Origin of the sequence: Shimia sp. R9_2 (assembly GCF_017743735.1) — a bacterium.
Lineage (GTDB): Bacteria > Pseudomonadota > Alphaproteobacteria > Rhodobacterales > Rhodobacteraceae > Shimia.
The window spans coordinates 48,413-63,867 of sequence record NZ_JAGHRO010000010.1 but is presented as its reverse complement, the minus strand read 5'-3'; the positions used below and the strand labels follow the sequence as shown (position 1 = coordinate 63,867).

General features: G+C 55.6%; 13 protein-coding genes. 7 read left to right on the top strand and 6 right to left on the bottom strand.

Going from position 1 to position 15,455, the window contains the following annotated elements; genetic code table 11:
• The first annotated feature begins 4 nt into the window (after positions 1–4).
• Together argE and J7400_RS18625 are read left to right on the top strand one after the other, a co-directional pair.
• Positions 5–1,168: an acetylornithine deacetylase gene (gene argE, locus J7400_RS18630; protein WP_209065608.1), complete on the top strand. Its 1,164-nt coding sequence runs from the start codon at positions 5–7 to the stop codon at positions 1,166–1,168.
• 165 nt (positions 1,169–1,333) lie between these two features.
• A complete protein-coding gene (locus J7400_RS18625) occupies positions 1,334–2,155 on the top strand; it encodes an arginyltransferase (protein WP_209065607.1) in 822 nt (273 codons plus the stop codon).
• 247 nt (positions 2,156–2,402) lie between these two features.
• Here J7400_RS18625 and J7400_RS18620 read toward each other — a convergent pair whose 3' ends face one another.
• The 3 genes from J7400_RS18620 to J7400_RS18610 form a co-directional block, all read right to left on the bottom strand.
• Positions 2,403–3,032, bottom strand: coding sequence for a 50S ribosomal protein L25/general stress protein Ctc (locus J7400_RS18620; protein ID WP_209065606.1), 630 nt, complete (start codon positions 3,030–3,032; stop codon positions 2,403–2,405).
• Positions 3,033–3,135: 103 nt separating this feature from the next.
• Positions 3,136–3,642 carry a hypothetical protein gene (locus J7400_RS18615; RefSeq protein WP_209065605.1) on the bottom strand — a complete coding sequence of 169 codons (507 nt, stop codon included), beginning with the start codon at positions 3,640–3,642 and terminating at the stop codon, positions 3,136–3,138.
• Positions 3,643–3,828: 186 nt separating this feature from the next.
• A complete protein-coding gene (locus tag J7400_RS18610) occupies positions 3,829–4,995 on the bottom strand; it encodes an alpha-hydroxy acid oxidase (protein ID WP_209065604.1) in 1,167 nt (388 codons plus the stop codon).
• 142 nt (positions 4,996–5,137) lie between these two features.
• On the opposite strand from J7400_RS18610, the gene J7400_RS18605 reads away from it, so the two are divergent.
• Positions 5,138–5,683 (top strand): heme NO-binding domain-containing protein, encoded by a 546-nt coding sequence (locus tag J7400_RS18605; protein WP_209065603.1) that lies wholly within the window; start codon positions 5,138–5,140, stop codon positions 5,681–5,683.
• Entirely contained in the window at positions 5,683–7,059 is a 1,377-nt protein-coding gene (locus J7400_RS18600; RefSeq protein WP_209065602.1) for an ATP-binding protein, read from the top strand. The genes J7400_RS18605 and J7400_RS18600 overlap by 1 nt, the downstream gene beginning before the upstream one ends.
• A gap of 63 nt (positions 7,060–7,122) precedes the next feature.
• Here J7400_RS18600 and J7400_RS18595 read toward each other — a convergent pair whose 3' ends face one another.
• From J7400_RS18595 to J7400_RS18585, 3 genes are all read right to left on the bottom strand, one after another.
• On the bottom strand, positions 7,123–8,706 hold the full coding sequence (locus J7400_RS18595) for a trimethylamine methyltransferase family protein (protein ID WP_209065601.1): 1,584 nt from the start codon (positions 8,704–8,706) through the stop codon (positions 7,123–7,125).
• A 164-nt stretch (positions 8,707–8,870) separates the two neighbouring features.
• Entirely contained in the window at positions 8,871–9,662 is a 792-nt protein-coding gene (gene trpA / locus J7400_RS18590) for a tryptophan synthase subunit alpha (protein WP_209065600.1), read from the bottom strand.
• Positions 9,663–9,748: 86 nt separating this feature from the next.
• Positions 9,749–10,234: an acyloxyacyl hydrolase gene (locus J7400_RS18585; protein ID WP_209065599.1), complete on the bottom strand. Its 486-nt coding sequence runs from the start codon at positions 10,232–10,234 to the stop codon at positions 9,749–9,751.
• Positions 10,235–10,570: 336 nt separating this feature from the next.
• Here J7400_RS18585 and ychF point away from each other — a divergent pair, with 336 nt between their 5' ends.
• The 3 genes from ychF (at position 10,571) to urtB (ending at position 15,453) form a co-directional block, all read left to right on the top strand.
• On the top strand, positions 10,571–11,668 hold the full coding sequence (gene ychF / locus J7400_RS18580; protein ID WP_209065598.1) for a redox-regulated ATPase YchF: 1,098 nt from the start codon (positions 10,571–10,573) through the stop codon (positions 11,666–11,668).
• A 472-nt stretch (positions 11,669–12,140) separates the two neighbouring features.
• Complete coding sequence (gene urtA / locus J7400_RS18575; RefSeq protein ID WP_209065597.1) at positions 12,141–13,421, top strand: urea ABC transporter substrate-binding protein; 1,281 nt, start codon at positions 12,141–12,143, stop codon at positions 13,419–13,421.
• Positions 13,422–13,485: 64 nt separating this feature from the next.
• A complete protein-coding gene (gene urtB / locus J7400_RS18570; RefSeq protein ID WP_209065596.1) occupies positions 13,486–15,453 on the top strand; it encodes an urea ABC transporter permease subunit UrtB in 1,968 nt (655 codons plus the stop codon).
• Positions 15,454–15,455 lie beyond the last annotated feature (2 nt).

Genomic DNA, 15,455 nt, shown 5'->3' with positions numbered 1-15,455 from the left:
GTCTATGGCGGAAAGACTGACGCCCCGCGCCATTCTTGAGAAACTCGTATCTTTCCCAACGGTGTCGAGTGAAACGAATTTGCCGCTGATCGATTGGGTCGAGGCTTATCTCAAGAGCCATGGTATCGCAGCACACCGCCACCCGCATGAAACAGACCCTGACAAAGCTTCTGTTTTTGCGCATGTCGGGCCTGCGGTGGAAGGTGCCATCGTATTGTCGGGCCACACAGATGTTGTGCCGGTTGAAGGGCAGCCTTGGAGCAGTGATCCTTTTGAGGTCGTTGAGCGGGACGGAAAGCTCTTTGGGCGCGGTACATGCGATATGAAGGGCTTCGACGCTTTGGCCATCTGGGCGATGGTTGAGGCGCACTATGCCAATGTTCAGCGGCCGATCCAGCTTGCTTTGTCTTATGACGAGGAAATCGGCTGCGCAGGCGCTCCGCCGTTGATCAACAGCCTGAATGCTCACTTCCCGAAAGGCAGTGCAACGATCGTTGGTGAGCCGTCCATGATGGGCGCGGTTTCTGGGCACAAAGGCGGAGCTGGCTTCATGGTGCATATACGCGGCTTTGAGGTGCACAGTTCGCTGATGCACACCGGCGTGAATGCAATCATGTATGGTGCCAAGCTGATTGAGTGGGCTAACGAAATGAATGTCGCCAATCAGGCAAAGACCCCTAGCGATACGTCCGCTACATTTGAGCCTCCATGGACCACTGTTCATGTTGGGGTGATTGAAGGTGGCACAGCGCATAACATCACCGCGCTTGATTGCCGCTTCGGTCTCGATTTTCGGGTTGTCCCTGGTGAGGATCATGCGTTCTGGATGTCTCGGGCACGTGCAAGGGCCGCCGAAATTGAGGCAGAGATGCAAGCGGTGGTGCCTGAAACGTACATCGAGATGACCGAGTCCTTTATGGTTCCGGCGCTGGCCCCTGAGGAGCAAGGCGAAGCGGAAGCTCTGGTGCGTCAGCTCACCGGAGACAACGCTACGCGCGTTGTCAGCTATGGTACCGAGGGAGGCCACTTCCAGGAAGCAGGCTACTCTACAGTGATCTGCGGTCCCGGCGATATTGCGCAGGCACATCAGCCGGATGAGTTCCTCTCCGTCGCTCAGTTTGAAGCTGGACAGCGTTTCATGGAAAAACTGATCGAAAGTTGCACCTAGTTTAAACGCGCGGCGGATTGCGCGAAGTTGATGTTAATAATCGGTTAATGAAATTCAAATCTTAACCAACAGTGTAAAAACAGTGGGTAGCAACGCTTTGTAGGGGCTTGCGCGTTCTCAGATCCTGTTGATAACTTTGTCCTCGTGCCTAGTTGATGGAGTATCATGCGCCACACCCTGCCAATAGCACCGCAGTTCTATGTAACCGCCCCGCAGCCTTGCCCCTATTTGGAAGGGCGCATGGAGCGAAAGCTGTTCACCGCCTTGCAAGGAGACAATGCAACGGCTCTGAACGACGCGCTTTCGCAGCAGGGGTTTCGACGTTCTCAGAATGTTTTGTATCGTCCTTCTTGTACGGACTGCACTGCTTGTATGTCGGCGCGCATTGATGTGTCGAAGTTTCAGCCCACCAAGAGTCAGCGGCGTGCAGCGCGTCGAAACGCGCATTTGATGCGTCGCGCAACGTCTCCTTGGGCAACGGAAGAGCAGTTTGAACTGTTTCGGCGGTATCTGGACACCCGTCATGCCGACGGTGGCATGGCTGACATGGATGTCTTCGAGTTTGCCGCAATGATTGAGGAAACGCCCATCCGCAGCCGCGTGGTGGAGTATACGGATCGGGAGACCGATGCCTTGATCGGTGTGTGCCTGACAGACATGCTCGAAGATGGCCTGAGCATGGTGTATTCCTTCTATGATCCGGAGCAGAGTCGGGCATCACTGGGAACTTATCTGATCCTCGATCACATCGAGATCGCGCGGGAAGCGGGGCTGCCTTATGTCTATCTCGGCTATTGGGTGCCGGGCAGTGCGAAGATGGCTTATAAGGCGAAGTTCTCCGGTCTGGAGATCCACTTCGCCAATCAATGGCATCCCATGCGGGACCCGGAGAAGTTTTCCTCTGATACACATCCCCTGTCCACACCTCCTATTGCAGAGCAAGTTGCCAATATATCTCTGCCTGACTTGCGCGCTCACAAGTTTTGAAGGCGCATACCGTTCTCTAACCAACACTCCTTTGATGTCTGCTTTGTCTAAGCTCTGACGTGTTCGCAATCGAGTAGGTGGTCTGAGGCGATATGATGCAAGTCTTCTCACGAGAGCGATTGTGGTTGCTTTGACCTATAAGGACGACACAGGAAGATTACTCCGAAAGCAGAGCGCGCATTGCCCAAAAAAAACGCGGCGCCTGAAGGCGCCGCGCTCACACAGTCCGTACAGGCCGATGTTGTGTTTATTCTTCCGCTGCGGCTTCTTCGCCTTCAGCTTCTTCTTCGTTGTCTGCGGAACGCAGGCCGGAAGGTGCGGACAGGTTGGCGATCACGAAGTCACGGTCGATGGTTGGCTTCGCACCAGCTGGCAGGTCGATCTGGCTGATGGTGATCACGTCGCCGATCTCTTTGCCGGTCAGGTCAACAACCAGACGCTCAGGGATGTCACCCGCGGTCACGTTCAGTTCGACTTCCGGGCGCACGATGGTCAGAACGCCACCTTTTTTGATGCCCGGTGCCGCTTCTTCGTTTTCAAAGTCAACGTGGATGAACAGGTTGATTTTGGAAGTACGACGCAGACGCAGCAGGTCGATGTGGGTCGGAAGGTCCTTCACGGTGTCACGCTGAACGCCGCGGCAGATCACGCGCACGTCTTCCTGGCCTTCAACTTTCAGGTTGAAAAGCGTGGACAGGAAGCGGCCTTCTTTCAGTTTCTTGAACAGAACGTTGAAAGGGATCTGGATTGCGAAAGGTTCACCTTCGCCGCCGTAAACAACACCAGGAACAAAACCGTCGCGACGCGCTTGACGAGCGGCGCCCTTGCCTGTCCCCGTGCGTACTTCGGCGTGAAGATCAGGAATCTGACCAGCCATATTGAATTCTCCATAAATAAGGGTGGGGTTCCTCCAAGGCTGTAACCCCACGTGAAGCCGCGCCTATAGCGCGGATTGGCTGAAATGCAAAGGGGATTCGGGGCTACTCGCTGCGAAAATCGCGCAGGATGCCCCCTGCGTCTTTGACGCGGTCATAAAGCGCAAAATCATCTGGGCGCGCAGCGCGAAAGGCGGCGGCGACGTCCTCAGAAATTGGGGCTGCCACATCCGGAGATACATTTCGCAAGCCAGGCACGATTGGTTCCTCAAATCGGGCCGATAAAAAGGCCAGCAGAAGCTCGCTCTGATCGTAAGCGAAAAGGTGATGGATGGGGACAATGCCCGGCGTGAGCGACAGAAAAGACGCTTGAGACCCTATGCCGGCTGCTTTGCTCGGTGACGGGCTGATTGCATCTATTACAAATTCGTCAAAACTGATGCCGCCATGGCTTGCGGGGTTGCCTGCTCCCATACGCTCAGGGCTGCGGTACTTGTACCAGCTGCGCGCGTGGTCAATCGGGTCGCGGATCACAGCGACACGCTCGGGATGTATGCCGTAGGTCTCGGACAAAAGCGGGGCGAGTTTGGCGTGAAATTTGCCGATTGTCATATGCTTCACACTCTTGGTGAAAATGACGTCCGCTCTTGAGCGCAATGTGCTTTCAAATGCCGTCGAACCGGTCTTCGGCACAGATAGAAATGCAAGATTCTGTTTGAAAAAGACAAGCATATACAAGACGTCCTTCTGCCCGGCCCGTTTATGACGTGCCGGGCAGCGGAATGTCAAAGCGTTAGATCAGCCCTGCCAGCGGCCTTCGAAATTTTCCGGCACCAGCAAGATATCGCGGTCCAGATCAGTCACGCTGCGGCGGCCACAAAGCGCCATGGAGACATCAAGCTCCTTGTGGATCACTTCCAGCGCCCTGGTGACGCCCGCTTCGCCCATCGCGCCCAGTCCGTAGATGAAGGCGCGACCGATGTAGGTGCCTTTGGCCCCCAGCGCGAGCGCCTTCAGCACGTCCTGACCAGAGCGGATACCGCTGTCCAGATGCACCTCAACCTGATCGCCCACGGCCTCTATGATGGAGGGCAGGGCTCGGATTGCGCTCAGCGCCCCGTCAAGCTGGCGGCCGCCGTGGTTGGAAACGATAATCGCATCCGCGCCCACTTTCAGCGCCATCTTGGCATCTTCGGCATCCAGAATGCCTTTCAGGATCACCGGGCCGCCCCAAATCTCTTTGATTTTGGCGATCTTGTCCCAATCCAGCGACGGGTCAAAGCTCTGCGCGGTCCAGGCCCCCAGATCGGCAGTATCAGTCACGCCCTGCACATGGCCCACGATATTGCCGAAGTTGCGCCGCTTGGCGCCCAGCATCTCTATACCCCAGCGCCATTTGGTGGCGAGGTTGGCAATGGTCGAAGCGGTCAGTTTGGGTGGGGCGGATAGGCCATTTTTGAGGTCTTTGTGCCGCTGCCCGAGGATCTGGAGATCCAGCGTTATCACCAGTGCCGAGCATTTTGCCGCTTTTGCGCGCTCGATCAGGCGGGCCACAAAATCCTCGTCGGTCATGGTGTAAAGCTGAAACCAGAAAGGCTTGGTGGTGGCCTCTGCCACTTCCTCGATCGAGTTGATCGACATGGTGGACAGGGTGAAGGGCACGCCGAATTTCTCTGCTGCGCGCGCGGCTTTGATCTCGCCGTCGGCGCACTGCATTCCGGTCAGGCCGACTGGGGCCAATGCCACCGGCATAGTGACGTTTTGCCCGATCATTTGGCTGGCCGTTGTTCTGCCCGACATATCTACAGCGACGCGCTGGCGCAGGTAGATGTCAGCAAAGTCAGAGGTATTTTCCTGAAAAGTCTTTTCTGTCCAGCTGCCGGTTTCGGCATAGTCGTAAAACATGCGCGGCGCGCGGCGCTTATACAGGCGTTTGAGATCGTCAATACAGGTGATCACGGTCATGCGCTCTTAAACTCCGTAATTTGGTAAAGGTTCTTTACCAATATGGAGATCTAAGCGCAATCCCCTTGTTTCTTAGATTTTTGTTTACCATTTGTTCGCATCATGTTCGCGTTGGTTGGTTTTGAGTTTCGCGGAGGTTGCCATGAAAGGCATTGTGTTTGTTGAATTGGTCCGAATGGCTGAATCCGCTCTGGGAGAGGATGTCGTGGATGAGATTCTCGATGAAACAGAATTGGAAACCGATGGCGCGTTTAGCGTTGTGGGAAACTACCCTTGCCGAGAACTGCTTACAATTGTGGAGGCGATCGGCGCTCGGGTTAAAGTACCTGTAGAGGATTTGCATGAGCAATTTGGCCAATGGATGTTTGCCCGCTTTGTGGAAAGCTATCCAGTGTTCTTTGAGGGCAAGACTGACGGGTTCGACATGCTGGAGTCCATCGAAGATGAGGTCCATGTGGAGGTGCGCAAGCTCTACCCGGAAGTCGAGCTGCCAAGTTTTACCACGGAGCGGCTTTCGGTGGATCAGTTCAAAATGGTCTACGACAGTGAGCGTCCGCTCCAGCATTTCTGCAAGGGGATGATCCAATCCTGCATGGAGCATTTCCAGCAGGAGGTTGATCTTCAAATGGTGGATCGCTCGCAGGGCGGGCGCTTTACAGCAGAGTTCACACTGCAGAAAGCCGCGTGATGTTTTTACGCGACGACCTTGCGGCGCCGACCGAAACAGTATCGCGCCGCAGGTACAATCGACAGATGCGTGCGCGAGAGGAGGCTGAGCATCTTCTTGAGGCAAAAAGCCGTGAACTCTATGAGGCGAACCAAAGGTTGCAGAAGCTTCTAGATACCTTGGAGACCGCCGTTAAGGAGCGGACACAGGAGCTTGAGGAGGCGCGCGTCGTTGCGGAATCGGCGAACGAGGCCAAGTCCGTCTTTTTGGCCACCATGAGCCACGAAATCCGCACACCGCTCAATGGGATCTTGGGCATGGCGCAGGCCCTTCGGGACAGTGGATTGTCGGAAGATCAAGGGCAGTTGGTGCAGATCCTTCAGGACAGTGGAGGGCTGCTATTATCTCTGATCAATGATGTGCTCGACATTTCAAAGATAGAAGCGGGGAAGCTGGAGTTTGAGGCAATTCCCTATGATTTGAGACAGCTCGGTGACGCGATGCTGCAGCACTTCCGGTTGCGCGCTGAGGAGAAGGGGCTGGCCTTTCATGTCAGCCTGTCTGAAGCGGCCCAGGCGACAATACGTGCAGACCCAATGCGGCTTCAGCAGGTGGCAGGCAATCTTCTGTCAAACGCTATTAAGTTTACGGACATTGGGAGTGTGTCGTTGCATATAGATCTGCGAGAGACTTTGGCTGGAGGATCTGTTCTGGTTCTGCGGGTCAAGGACACTGGGCGGGGCATTTCAAGATCGCAACAGCCGAGACTGTTTCAGAGGTTCAGCCAAGCCAATGCAAGCATAACGCGCATGCATGGTGGGACCGGTCTGGGTCTCGCGATATCCCGGCATATTTGCGAGCTGACTGGTGGGTCCATCAAGTTGCGAAGCGAGGAGGGCCAGGGAGCGGAGTTTCAGGCGAATCTTCTTGTTGAGAAAGCCCAGTCACACGACGATGCGCCCGGTCACATCGCAGAAGGCGATCAAGCTGCCAGTTTGGCAGGGCTTCGCATACTTGCGGCTGAGGACAATCGTACAAATCAAATAGTTCTAAAACACATGCTCAAAAAGGCAGGTCCACCCAAACTCACCATTGTCGACGACGGAGAAAAAGCCGTGCAGGAATGGCAGCGCGGGCGGTATGATATGATCCTAATGGACATCAACATGCCGGTCATGGATGGCATGGAGGCGACGCGGCGTATACGGGAACTGGAGCATGAAAACATGCTTGAGCCCATCCCGATCATTGCTGTCAGTGCCAATGCAATGGTGCATCAGGTGGCCGGCTACCTCAATGGCGGCATGACGGGGCATGTGCCCAAGCCCATTAGCCGGGATAAACTTGTTGGCGCCATGAAAACCGCACTCGCAAAATGCCAGCGCGGGTTAGATTAACCACCCGCTGGATCGCGGGCACCGCGTTCGCGTAGGGGAGTCGGCTTGGGGCAAGAGAGGCGCCTAGATGGTCTCGACCTTACCTGAGTAAACTTCGACGATATGCTTGTCCGCCATCTGTGTGAGCTCGCTGATCTCTGTCATTTGATCGCGCGACAACAGTGGCGCTTCGGGGGCTTTTTCTATTGCGGAAAGGGCTTTGTCGCGAGCGAACTCAAAGGCTGCCTTGCGATCGCCAGCTTCATAATCGTCGCGGCCAATGCGTTGGAACACTTCGGGGGTAAACTGTTCTCGACAGCCCAAAACCGTATGGTCACTGTCCAGAAAATGCCCGCCAACGGGGACCTTCAGCATCTCATCAAAATTAAGCGCGGCATCCGAGATGTCGGGGACACGCAACAGGCGTCGTGCCATCGCACCGATTTCATTGTCCAGCACCGCCTGAACTGGGCAAAATACGGCAGCGCACTCAAGCTGACCGATCCCCCCCAAGATGTCTGCGCCGGACAGGGCTGCGGTTTGCATCAACATGGCCCGCTCCGCCATGGATTGGTGGTCTGAATCTGGTGTGTCGGACCCTGAGCCATAGGTGTGCGCCATCAGCCCGAAGCCATGCTTCACGAGTTGGATTGACAGAGATGCTGCTTGCATCGCTTCCACAGAAGATTGCAGGGCGCTTCCGGTGAGCATATCAAGCGCAATCATTAGCGGGGTTGCAATGATTGGCAAGCCTGGTGAAAGCACATGTGCCATGGTGATCATGCCGACAACTTCCGCAACTGCCACAATAGCCAACGCAGCCGGTGAAAGGGGCGCGGTACCGCCAGCACTTGGCAGCGAGCAGGCGTGAACGGGCAAACCATATTTGCCGCAAGCTATGATCACCTCCGTGTCCATGTACTTGAACTCAAGTGGCGAGAATGAACAGGTGATCGTGCTGGTTGACGGGTTGGCGCGCAGGGCCTCCTCTCCTCCTGCCGCAATGGCTGCGATCTTCAGCAGGTAGTCGATATTTTCCTTCTGGTAAGGTTGCATCCAAACGTGCTTTTGAGTGCGCGCGGTGATGGTTGCATAGGAGTGAATGTCCGCTGTGACCTCTGGAACGCCATGCACAAAAGGGTGGGCAATAAATCCAACCTGATTGAGAGTGTTGGCCACCGCTGTGATTTCTTTAACCGCGGTGAGATCCATATTGCGATAGCTCGCGTCTCGTGGATCGACATACCCGTGGGCTCCCGTGCCAGTACGTAGAATGAAACCCTGATCCATGCGAGGTACAGTGAGATCAAACGATCTGTCCTTGCCCGCAAGGCGACAGGATTTTGGCGTCGCAGCCAAAGCTTCTTGCACCATTTCGCGCGGCATTCGCAGGCGTCCGGCTTCGCGGCCTTCTAGCGCGCCAGCTTTCACAAGAGTCTCTCGTGCCAGCGGATGCACAATCATGACGCCGTATTCTGAAAGAAGATCAAGAACCCGCTCTTTCAGCGTCTCCATGCGATCGCTGTCGAGAAAACCAAAGCCCGCGCGAGGTCCGATGGTGTGCTCCAAGCTGAACGCATCCGCAGAGGCCCTGCTGACAGGTGGGGACTTACGGCCGCGGCGCTTGCGCGTTTTGGGGGTGGGGGATGTGTTTTGGTCGACGGGCATGTGTTCCTCCTTCGGGTCTGTAGCGTCAGGACCGTTAGGGCACACACCGATTTAGCTCACTGCCTGCTGACTTGAGCAAAACCAGAATAGCGGGGGCTTAGGCCCCCACCAAGATTTTTGTTGCGTCAATTGAGGCCTGAAAACTTGCGGCCTGGAAGGGTGGATTAAGCGCGATGAGCCCCATCCGCCAGAGATTTTACAAACTCCAGCACTTCGGTTGTGGATTTGCCTGCGCCAATTTGGCTGACAATGGCCGAGCCAACCACAGCACCATCTGCCACTGTGGCGATATTCTGTGCTTTTTCTGGTGTGTTGATACCAAAGCCAACGATGACGGGAAGATCCGTGCTGGCTTTGATGCGCGTCACCTCGGGGCCCACATCAGTGGCCTCTGCTTCTGCGGCACCGGTAATGCCGGTAATGGAGACATAGTACACAAATCCGGATGTGTTTTGCAGCACTTTAGGGAGGCGCTTGTCGTCTGTCGTCGGGGTTGCCAGGCGGATAAAATTCATCCCTGCTGCCTGTGCGGGAATGCAAAGCTCACCGTCTTCTTCCGGCGGAAGGTCAACAACGATCAGCCCGTCAATCCCCGCAGCTTTGGCATCGGTAAGAAACGCCTCAACGCCGCGAGAATAAATAGGGTTGTAGTAACCCATCAATACGATTGGCGTGGTGTCATCGGTCTTGCGAAACTCAGCCGCCAGATCGAGCGTCTTCTGGAGTGTCATGCCGCCATCAAGCGCGCGCTGACCTGCCAACTGAATGGTTGGCCCGTCTGCCATAGGATCCGTGAAGGGCAGGCCCAGCTCAATGATGTCAACACCAGCGCCCGGTAGCCCTTTCACGATTTCCAAAGAGGTATCGTAGTCTGGGTCTCCAGCCATCACATAGGCCACAAAGGCCTTTTTGCCTGCGGCATTCAGCTCAGCGAATTTGGCGTCGATACGAGTCATCGGCGGATCCTTGTTTTTCGGTCACCTTCATGTGCCGGAAGGTGCGTGGGAAATCAATCCCACGCAAGACCGTTCGCAAGGTCGCCCTAAAAATTGTAGTGGTAACGCAAGCTCAGCGTATTCACACCGGGATTGTCATCCCCAAGGCCGCCATTGGATTTGTGCTGAAGCGCAAGTGAGATAGCGGCTATGTCAGTGACCTTGCGTCCAACCGCAAGCAAGCTGCGGAATTCCAATGTATTGCCGAGGTCATTGCGCCGGTCGCCATCGGTATAAAGGCCAGGCATAAAGCTGAATTCAGCGAACCACTTTTCGTTGAAGTCATAGACGCTGGAAATACCAGCCCCTAGAAAAGCGTCACCCTCTTCATCCACCGTCAAGACGCCGCCAGCGGCAAGTGTCCATCGACCGAAATCTCTAAAGGGGTCAAAGTGATATTCAATGTCGAGTTCGACCGTATCGTTCCCGGCGCCGTCGGAGAAATCTGCGTATCCCAATCCAACGACAAGTTGCTGCGAAGCCACTGGAGTGGCGATTAAAATTGCAGCGGCTATTGGTGCCAGAAGTTTCATGTGCGTGTCTTTCCGTCTAAAGAGTCGCCTCCTGTCTTCCCCAAGGTCACCTGTGCGAGAATTCATCTCAGAGGTCAAATTGAAAAAGCATCGCATCACGTGGACTTGAAGTTGTGTGATGCCTGCTGGCTAAGTGTTTCATTTCTAAGCGTAAGCATCAGTTCACTTGGTGTCGTTGCGGGTCGAGAGCTCGAAAGGAGGCTCCTGAAGCGCCCGTTGAAAGCGCGCCATTTTTGTCCAGAAGTCGTTATTTTGAAGGGCTGCTATGTCACGTGGCTTGCGTCACCGCGGGACTCTGCCTATGAGCAGCACAAACAAGAGATCAGGAGACCGGATATGGGTTTCAAAATGGGCATCGTTGGATTGCCGAATGTTGGCAAATCCACGCTTTTTAACGCGCTGACCAAAACCGCAGCTGCGCAGGCGGCAAACTTTCCGTTCTGCACCATCGAGCCCAATGTGGGCGAAGTGGGTGTGCCGGATGCGCGCCTTGATAAACTGGCAGCCATTGCGCAATCCAAACAGATTATCCCGACCCGCATGACTTTTGTGGACATTGCTGGCCTGGTGAAAGGCGCCTCCAAGGGGGAAGGCCTTGGCAACCAGTTTTTGGCCAACATCCGCGAAACCGACGCGATTGCGCATGTGCTGCGCTGTTTTGAAGACGGCGACGTGACCCACGTGGATGGCCGCGTTGATCCAGTGGCGGATGCAGAAACCATTGAGACCGAGCTGATGCTTGCCGATCTGGAAAGCATTGAGAAGCGCCGCGCCAATCTAGTGCGCAAGCTCAAGGGCAATGACAAAGAGGCTCAGCAGCAGGACCGCCTGCTGCAAATGGCACAGGAAGCGCTGGAAAACAGCCAACCCGCCCGCGTGGTTGAGGTTGACGACGAAGACGCCAAAGCCTGGAAGACGCTGCAGCTTCTGACCACCAAGCCGATCCTGTATGTCTGCAACGTGGGCGAAAGCGAAGCCGCAGAAGGCAACGCCCATTCCGCAGCCGTGGCAGAGATGGCCGCCAAACAGGGCAACAGCCATGTGATCATTTCCGCGCAGATCGAAGAAGAGATCAGCCAGCTTGAAGATGAAGAAGCGGCCATGTTCCTTGAGGAGATGGGGCTAGAGGAGGCCGGTCTGGACCGCCTCATTCGTGCTGGCTACGAACTCTTGCAGCTGGAAACCTATTTCACAGTCGGGCCCAAAGAGGCGCGCGCCTGGACCATTCGCCGAGGTACCATGGCACCGCAGGCGGCCGGGGTGATCCATGGTGATTTTGAAAAGGGATTCATTCGCGCGGAAACCATCGCGTACGAGGATTATATCAACTGCGACGGTGAAAGTGGCGCCAAGGAGGCCGGCAAAATGCGGGCCGAGGGCAAAGGTTATGAAGTGAAAGACGGAGACGTCATGCACTTCCTGTTTAACACCTGATTGCGACCGCCCCATTCAATACGAAGATTGGCCCGTAGATTTCTACGGGCCTTTTTTTGTGGATGAACGATTTATTGACCGGCCTAAGGTTCGAGCAGAGATTGACCGGGAGTGATGAAGAATTAGCGTCCTTACGTCAGTTATGCTGTCAAAACACGCATAAGATGTGCGGTGTGCCACTTGGCGCGATCATTTTTTGTGCTTTCCGCGGATGTTTGCTCAATTATTGATCAACATCACTGGAATTTTTGCCTCTCACCCGCGTGAAAATTGCCAACACGCCGCGCGTGTCAAAGGGTGATGTCGCCAACCGCAGGACGGGATGTCTTAAGAAAGCGGAGGGTGTGTGACGGCCCACGAATTGGACCTCGGTAAAGCCGCCACACGGATGCAACAAAAGTTGCGGGATCAGGTAATGGAAACGCGCGCTTGAGCGCAAGCGTTTCTGTGCCATCCCCGCAGGGAGAAATTTATGACCTTTCTGAAATCCACGCTCGCCGGATCTCTGGTTTTTGCTTCGCTCGCAGGTGCAGCGATGGCGGCGGAAGACACCATTAAAGTTGGCGTGCTGCACTCGCTGTCCGGCACCATGGCAATCTCGGAAACCACGCTGAAAGACACCATGCTGATGCTGATTGATCAGCAAAACGCCAAAGGCGGTCTGCTGGGCAAGCAGCTGGAAGCGGTCGTGGTAGATCCTGCGTCTGATTGGCCGCTGTTTGCGGAAAAAGCCCGCGAACTGCTGACCGTGCACGAAGTTGACGTGATCTTTGGCAACTGGACGTCCGTGTCCCGCAAATCTGTGCTGCCAGTGATCGAAGAGCTGAATGGCTTGCTGTTCTACCCGGTCCAATATGAGGGCGAAGAGAGCTCCAAAAACGTCTTCTATACCGGCGCAGCTCCAAACCAGCAGGCGATCCCGGCAACCGACTACTTCCTCGAAGAGCTGGGCGTTGAAAAGTTCGCGCTCTTGGGCACCGACTATGTGTATCCGCGTACCACCAACAATATCCTTGAGTCTTATCTGAAAGACAAAGGCATCGCGGACGACGACATCTTCGTGAACTACACTCCTTTTGGTCACTCTGACTGGTCCAAAATTGTGGCAGACGTCGTGGCGCTGGGTGCGGACGGCAAGAAGGTGGGCGTGATTTCCACTATCAATGGCGATGCGAACATTGGCTTCTACAAGGAGCTGGCAGCAGCTGGCATTTCTGCCGATGACATCCCTGTGGTGGCCTTCTCCGTTGGCGAGGAGGAACTGGCGGGTCTGGACACCTCCAACCTCGTTGGCCATCTCGCGGCGTGGAACTATTTCCAGTCCGCTGACTCTGAGGTGAACGCGGAGTTCGTGGAAACCTGGAAAGCCACCATGGGCGAAGAACGCGTGACCAACGACCCAATGGAAGCCCACTATATCGGCTTTAACATGTGGGTAAACGCGGCAACCGAAGCGGGTTCCACCGAAGTGGATGCTGTGCGCGCGGAAATGTATGGTCAAGAATTCCCGAACCTGACCGGCGGCACCGCCGTGATGTTGCCAAACCACCACTTGGCGAAGCCGGTTCTGATCGGTGAAATTCAGGAAGACGGTCAGTTTGACATCATTTCCCAGACCGCAGAAGTGCCGGGCGACGCGTGGACAGACTTCCTGCCAGAATCCGCAGTTCTGGTGTCTGACTGGAAAGAGCTGGATTGCGGTATGTACAACACCGAAACCAAAACCTGTGTTCAGACCCTGTCCAACTACTAAGGTTTGACCTTTTGGGGCGCGCGACGACCCGCGCGCCCTTAACCACTCGCGCGGACTTCCTCACATGAGACAACTTTTTTTGGCGGGCCTTGCCTTCTTGGCCGCTTGCCTGATTTCGCCCGGCTTGGGGCAGGCGCAAGACGCCTTGATCCAACCCATACTACAAGAGCATCAGGCGCTTATTGTGAAGAGCTCGCGCAAGACCATTGGCCCGGCAATCAATGCCGTGGCCAGCTCTGGTTTGCCACAGGCACAGACCGTACTTGAGGTTTGGGCCGCCAAAAATATGTGGCAGCGTAAATCAGATGGCCTGTTTTTCATTGGTGAGAAAATTGACAGCAAGATCTACACGCTGACGGATTTTGACAGCGGCGAGCTGCTCGGTGAATTTCTCAAGTCGGACCTCAAACAGCTTAAGCCTAATAGCGGCATTCGCGCGCTGATCGGCACGGCATTGGTGCAGTTCCAGCTGAGCGATCCCGATATTGAGGCTCGCCGCGCGGCACTCCTGTCGATCGAGCGCGATCCAGAAGCCAGTTTGCTTGCGCCGCTGCGCGCCTCGATTGAAGGGGAAACGGACGCTGCGCTTAAGGCACAGAAGCAACGTCTCGAACGGTTGCTGACCATTGGCTATGATGAAGACGAGGCCGCGCGTTTGGCCGCCATTTCCGATATGTCGGGTGATCTGGGCGTGGATGTGCGCGCAACGCTCAATCCGCTGCTCACAACCAAGCGCGATGTGGTTGTAGGTGCTGCGCCAGAGGGCGCGAACATCGCTGCGCTTCTGAGACCGGGGCAGGGGGAGTTTGATCGCCTCGCTGCCTATGACATGCTTGTCGCCAAAGACCTCGCGCCCGCACGCATCAGCAAGGATGACATCCGCACCCAGCTTGCCGCCCATATCGACGGCGCGCGCGTTGGCGGTGTGCCGGTGGCGCAGCTCAACACCGATGCCAACCGTCTCGCGGCTTACAATGCGCTCGCAGAGGCAGGCACTGTACCCGCCTTTGTCTCTGACACCGCAATTGAGGCAGCACTTGCCGCGCACACTTTCTTTGATGTCTATCTGGAACCGTCCAAGGCAGTGACCGATGCCGCCACGGAAGCGTTAAAAGACATAAAGCTGAAGGTGGGCCTCAATCAGATGCTCGATTTGACACTGGATGCAGTGTCGCTCGCATCGATCTACTTCCTCGCAGCCATTGGCCTCGCCATCACATTCGGCGTGATGGGCGTGATCAACATGGCACATGGCGAATTCATCATGATGGGCGCCTACACCGGTTTCGTGGTACAGCAGATCATTCCCGATCATACGGTTTCCATTATCGTAGCGATCCCAACCGCCTTTGCGGTGACCTTTGCCGCAGGTGTTGCAATGGAGCGGCTGGTCATTCGCTGGCTGCAGGCCCGCCCTTTGGAGACCTTGCTGGCCACATTTGGTATTTCGATTGCCCTTCAGCAGCTTGCAAAGAACATCTTCGGCACGCAGGCACGTCCACTTACGGCACCGGGCTGGCTGGACGGTGCTTGGGTCATGAACGATGTGGTGTCGATCTCCTATATCCGGATTGCGATTTTCATCCTCGCCCTTATCTTTTTCGCGGCCTTTCTATACATCATGAAACGTACACGCTTGGGGCTTGAGACCCGTGCAGTGACCCAGAATCCGCGTATGGCGGCCTCTATGGGCATCAATCCCGATCGCGTGAACATGCTGACCTTTGGGCTGGGTTCCGGGATCGCGGGCATCGCCGGCGTCGCCATCGGCCTGTTTGCCAAAGTAACCTCCGAGCTTGGCAGCGACTATATCGTGCAAAGCTTTATGACTGTTGTTGTAGGCGGTGTGGGCAATATCTGGGGCACACTTGCGGGCGCAACCATGATTGGCTTCCTGCAAAAAGGCATCGAGTGGATGAACCCATCCAACACACTTGCTGCGCAGACTTACATGATCATCTTCATCATCATCTTCATCCAATTCCGACCAAGGGGCATCATAGCCCTCAAAGGTCGCGCGGCGGGGGACTAAAC

Bases quoted from the DNA above. Each gene is read 5' to 3' on its own strand.
- argE (WP_209065608.1), top strand. From the start codon at position 5: ATGGCGGAAAGACTGACGCCCCGCGCCATTCTTGAGAAACTCGTATCT.
- J7400_RS18625 (WP_209065607.1), top strand. From the start codon at position 1,334: ATGCGCCACACCCTGCCAATAGCACCGCAGTTCTATGTAACCGCCCCG.
- J7400_RS18620 (WP_209065606.1), bottom strand. From the start codon at position 3,032: ATGGCTGGTCAGATTCCTGATCTTCACGCCGAAGTACGCACGGGGACA.
- J7400_RS18615 (WP_209065605.1), bottom strand. From the start codon at position 3,642: ATGACAATCGGCAAATTTCACGCCAAACTCGCCCCGCTTTTGTCCGAG.
- J7400_RS18610 (WP_209065604.1), bottom strand. From the start codon at position 4,995: ATGACCGTGATCACCTGTATTGACGATCTCAAACGCCTGTATAAGCGC.
- J7400_RS18605 (WP_209065603.1), top strand. From the start codon at position 5,138: ATGAAAGGCATTGTGTTTGTTGAATTGGTCCGAATGGCTGAATCCGCT.
- J7400_RS18600 (WP_209065602.1), top strand. From the start codon at position 5,683: ATGTTTTTACGCGACGACCTTGCGGCGCCGACCGAAACAGTATCGCGC.
- J7400_RS18595 (WP_209065601.1), bottom strand. From the start codon at position 8,706: ATGCCCGTCGACCAAAACACATCCCCCACCCCCAAAACGCGCAAGCGC.
- trpA (WP_209065600.1), bottom strand. From the start codon at position 9,662: ATGACTCGTATCGACGCCAAATTCGCTGAGCTGAATGCCGCAGGCAAA.
- J7400_RS18585 (WP_209065599.1), bottom strand. From the start codon at position 10,234: ATGAAACTTCTGGCACCAATAGCCGCTGCAATTTTAATCGCCACTCCA.
- ychF (WP_209065598.1), top strand. From the start codon at position 10,571: ATGGGTTTCAAAATGGGCATCGTTGGATTGCCGAATGTTGGCAAATCC.
- urtA (WP_209065597.1), top strand. From the start codon at position 12,141: ATGACCTTTCTGAAATCCACGCTCGCCGGATCTCTGGTTTTTGCTTCG.
- urtB (WP_209065596.1), top strand. From the start codon at position 13,486: ATGAGACAACTTTTTTTGGCGGGCCTTGCCTTCTTGGCCGCTTGCCTG.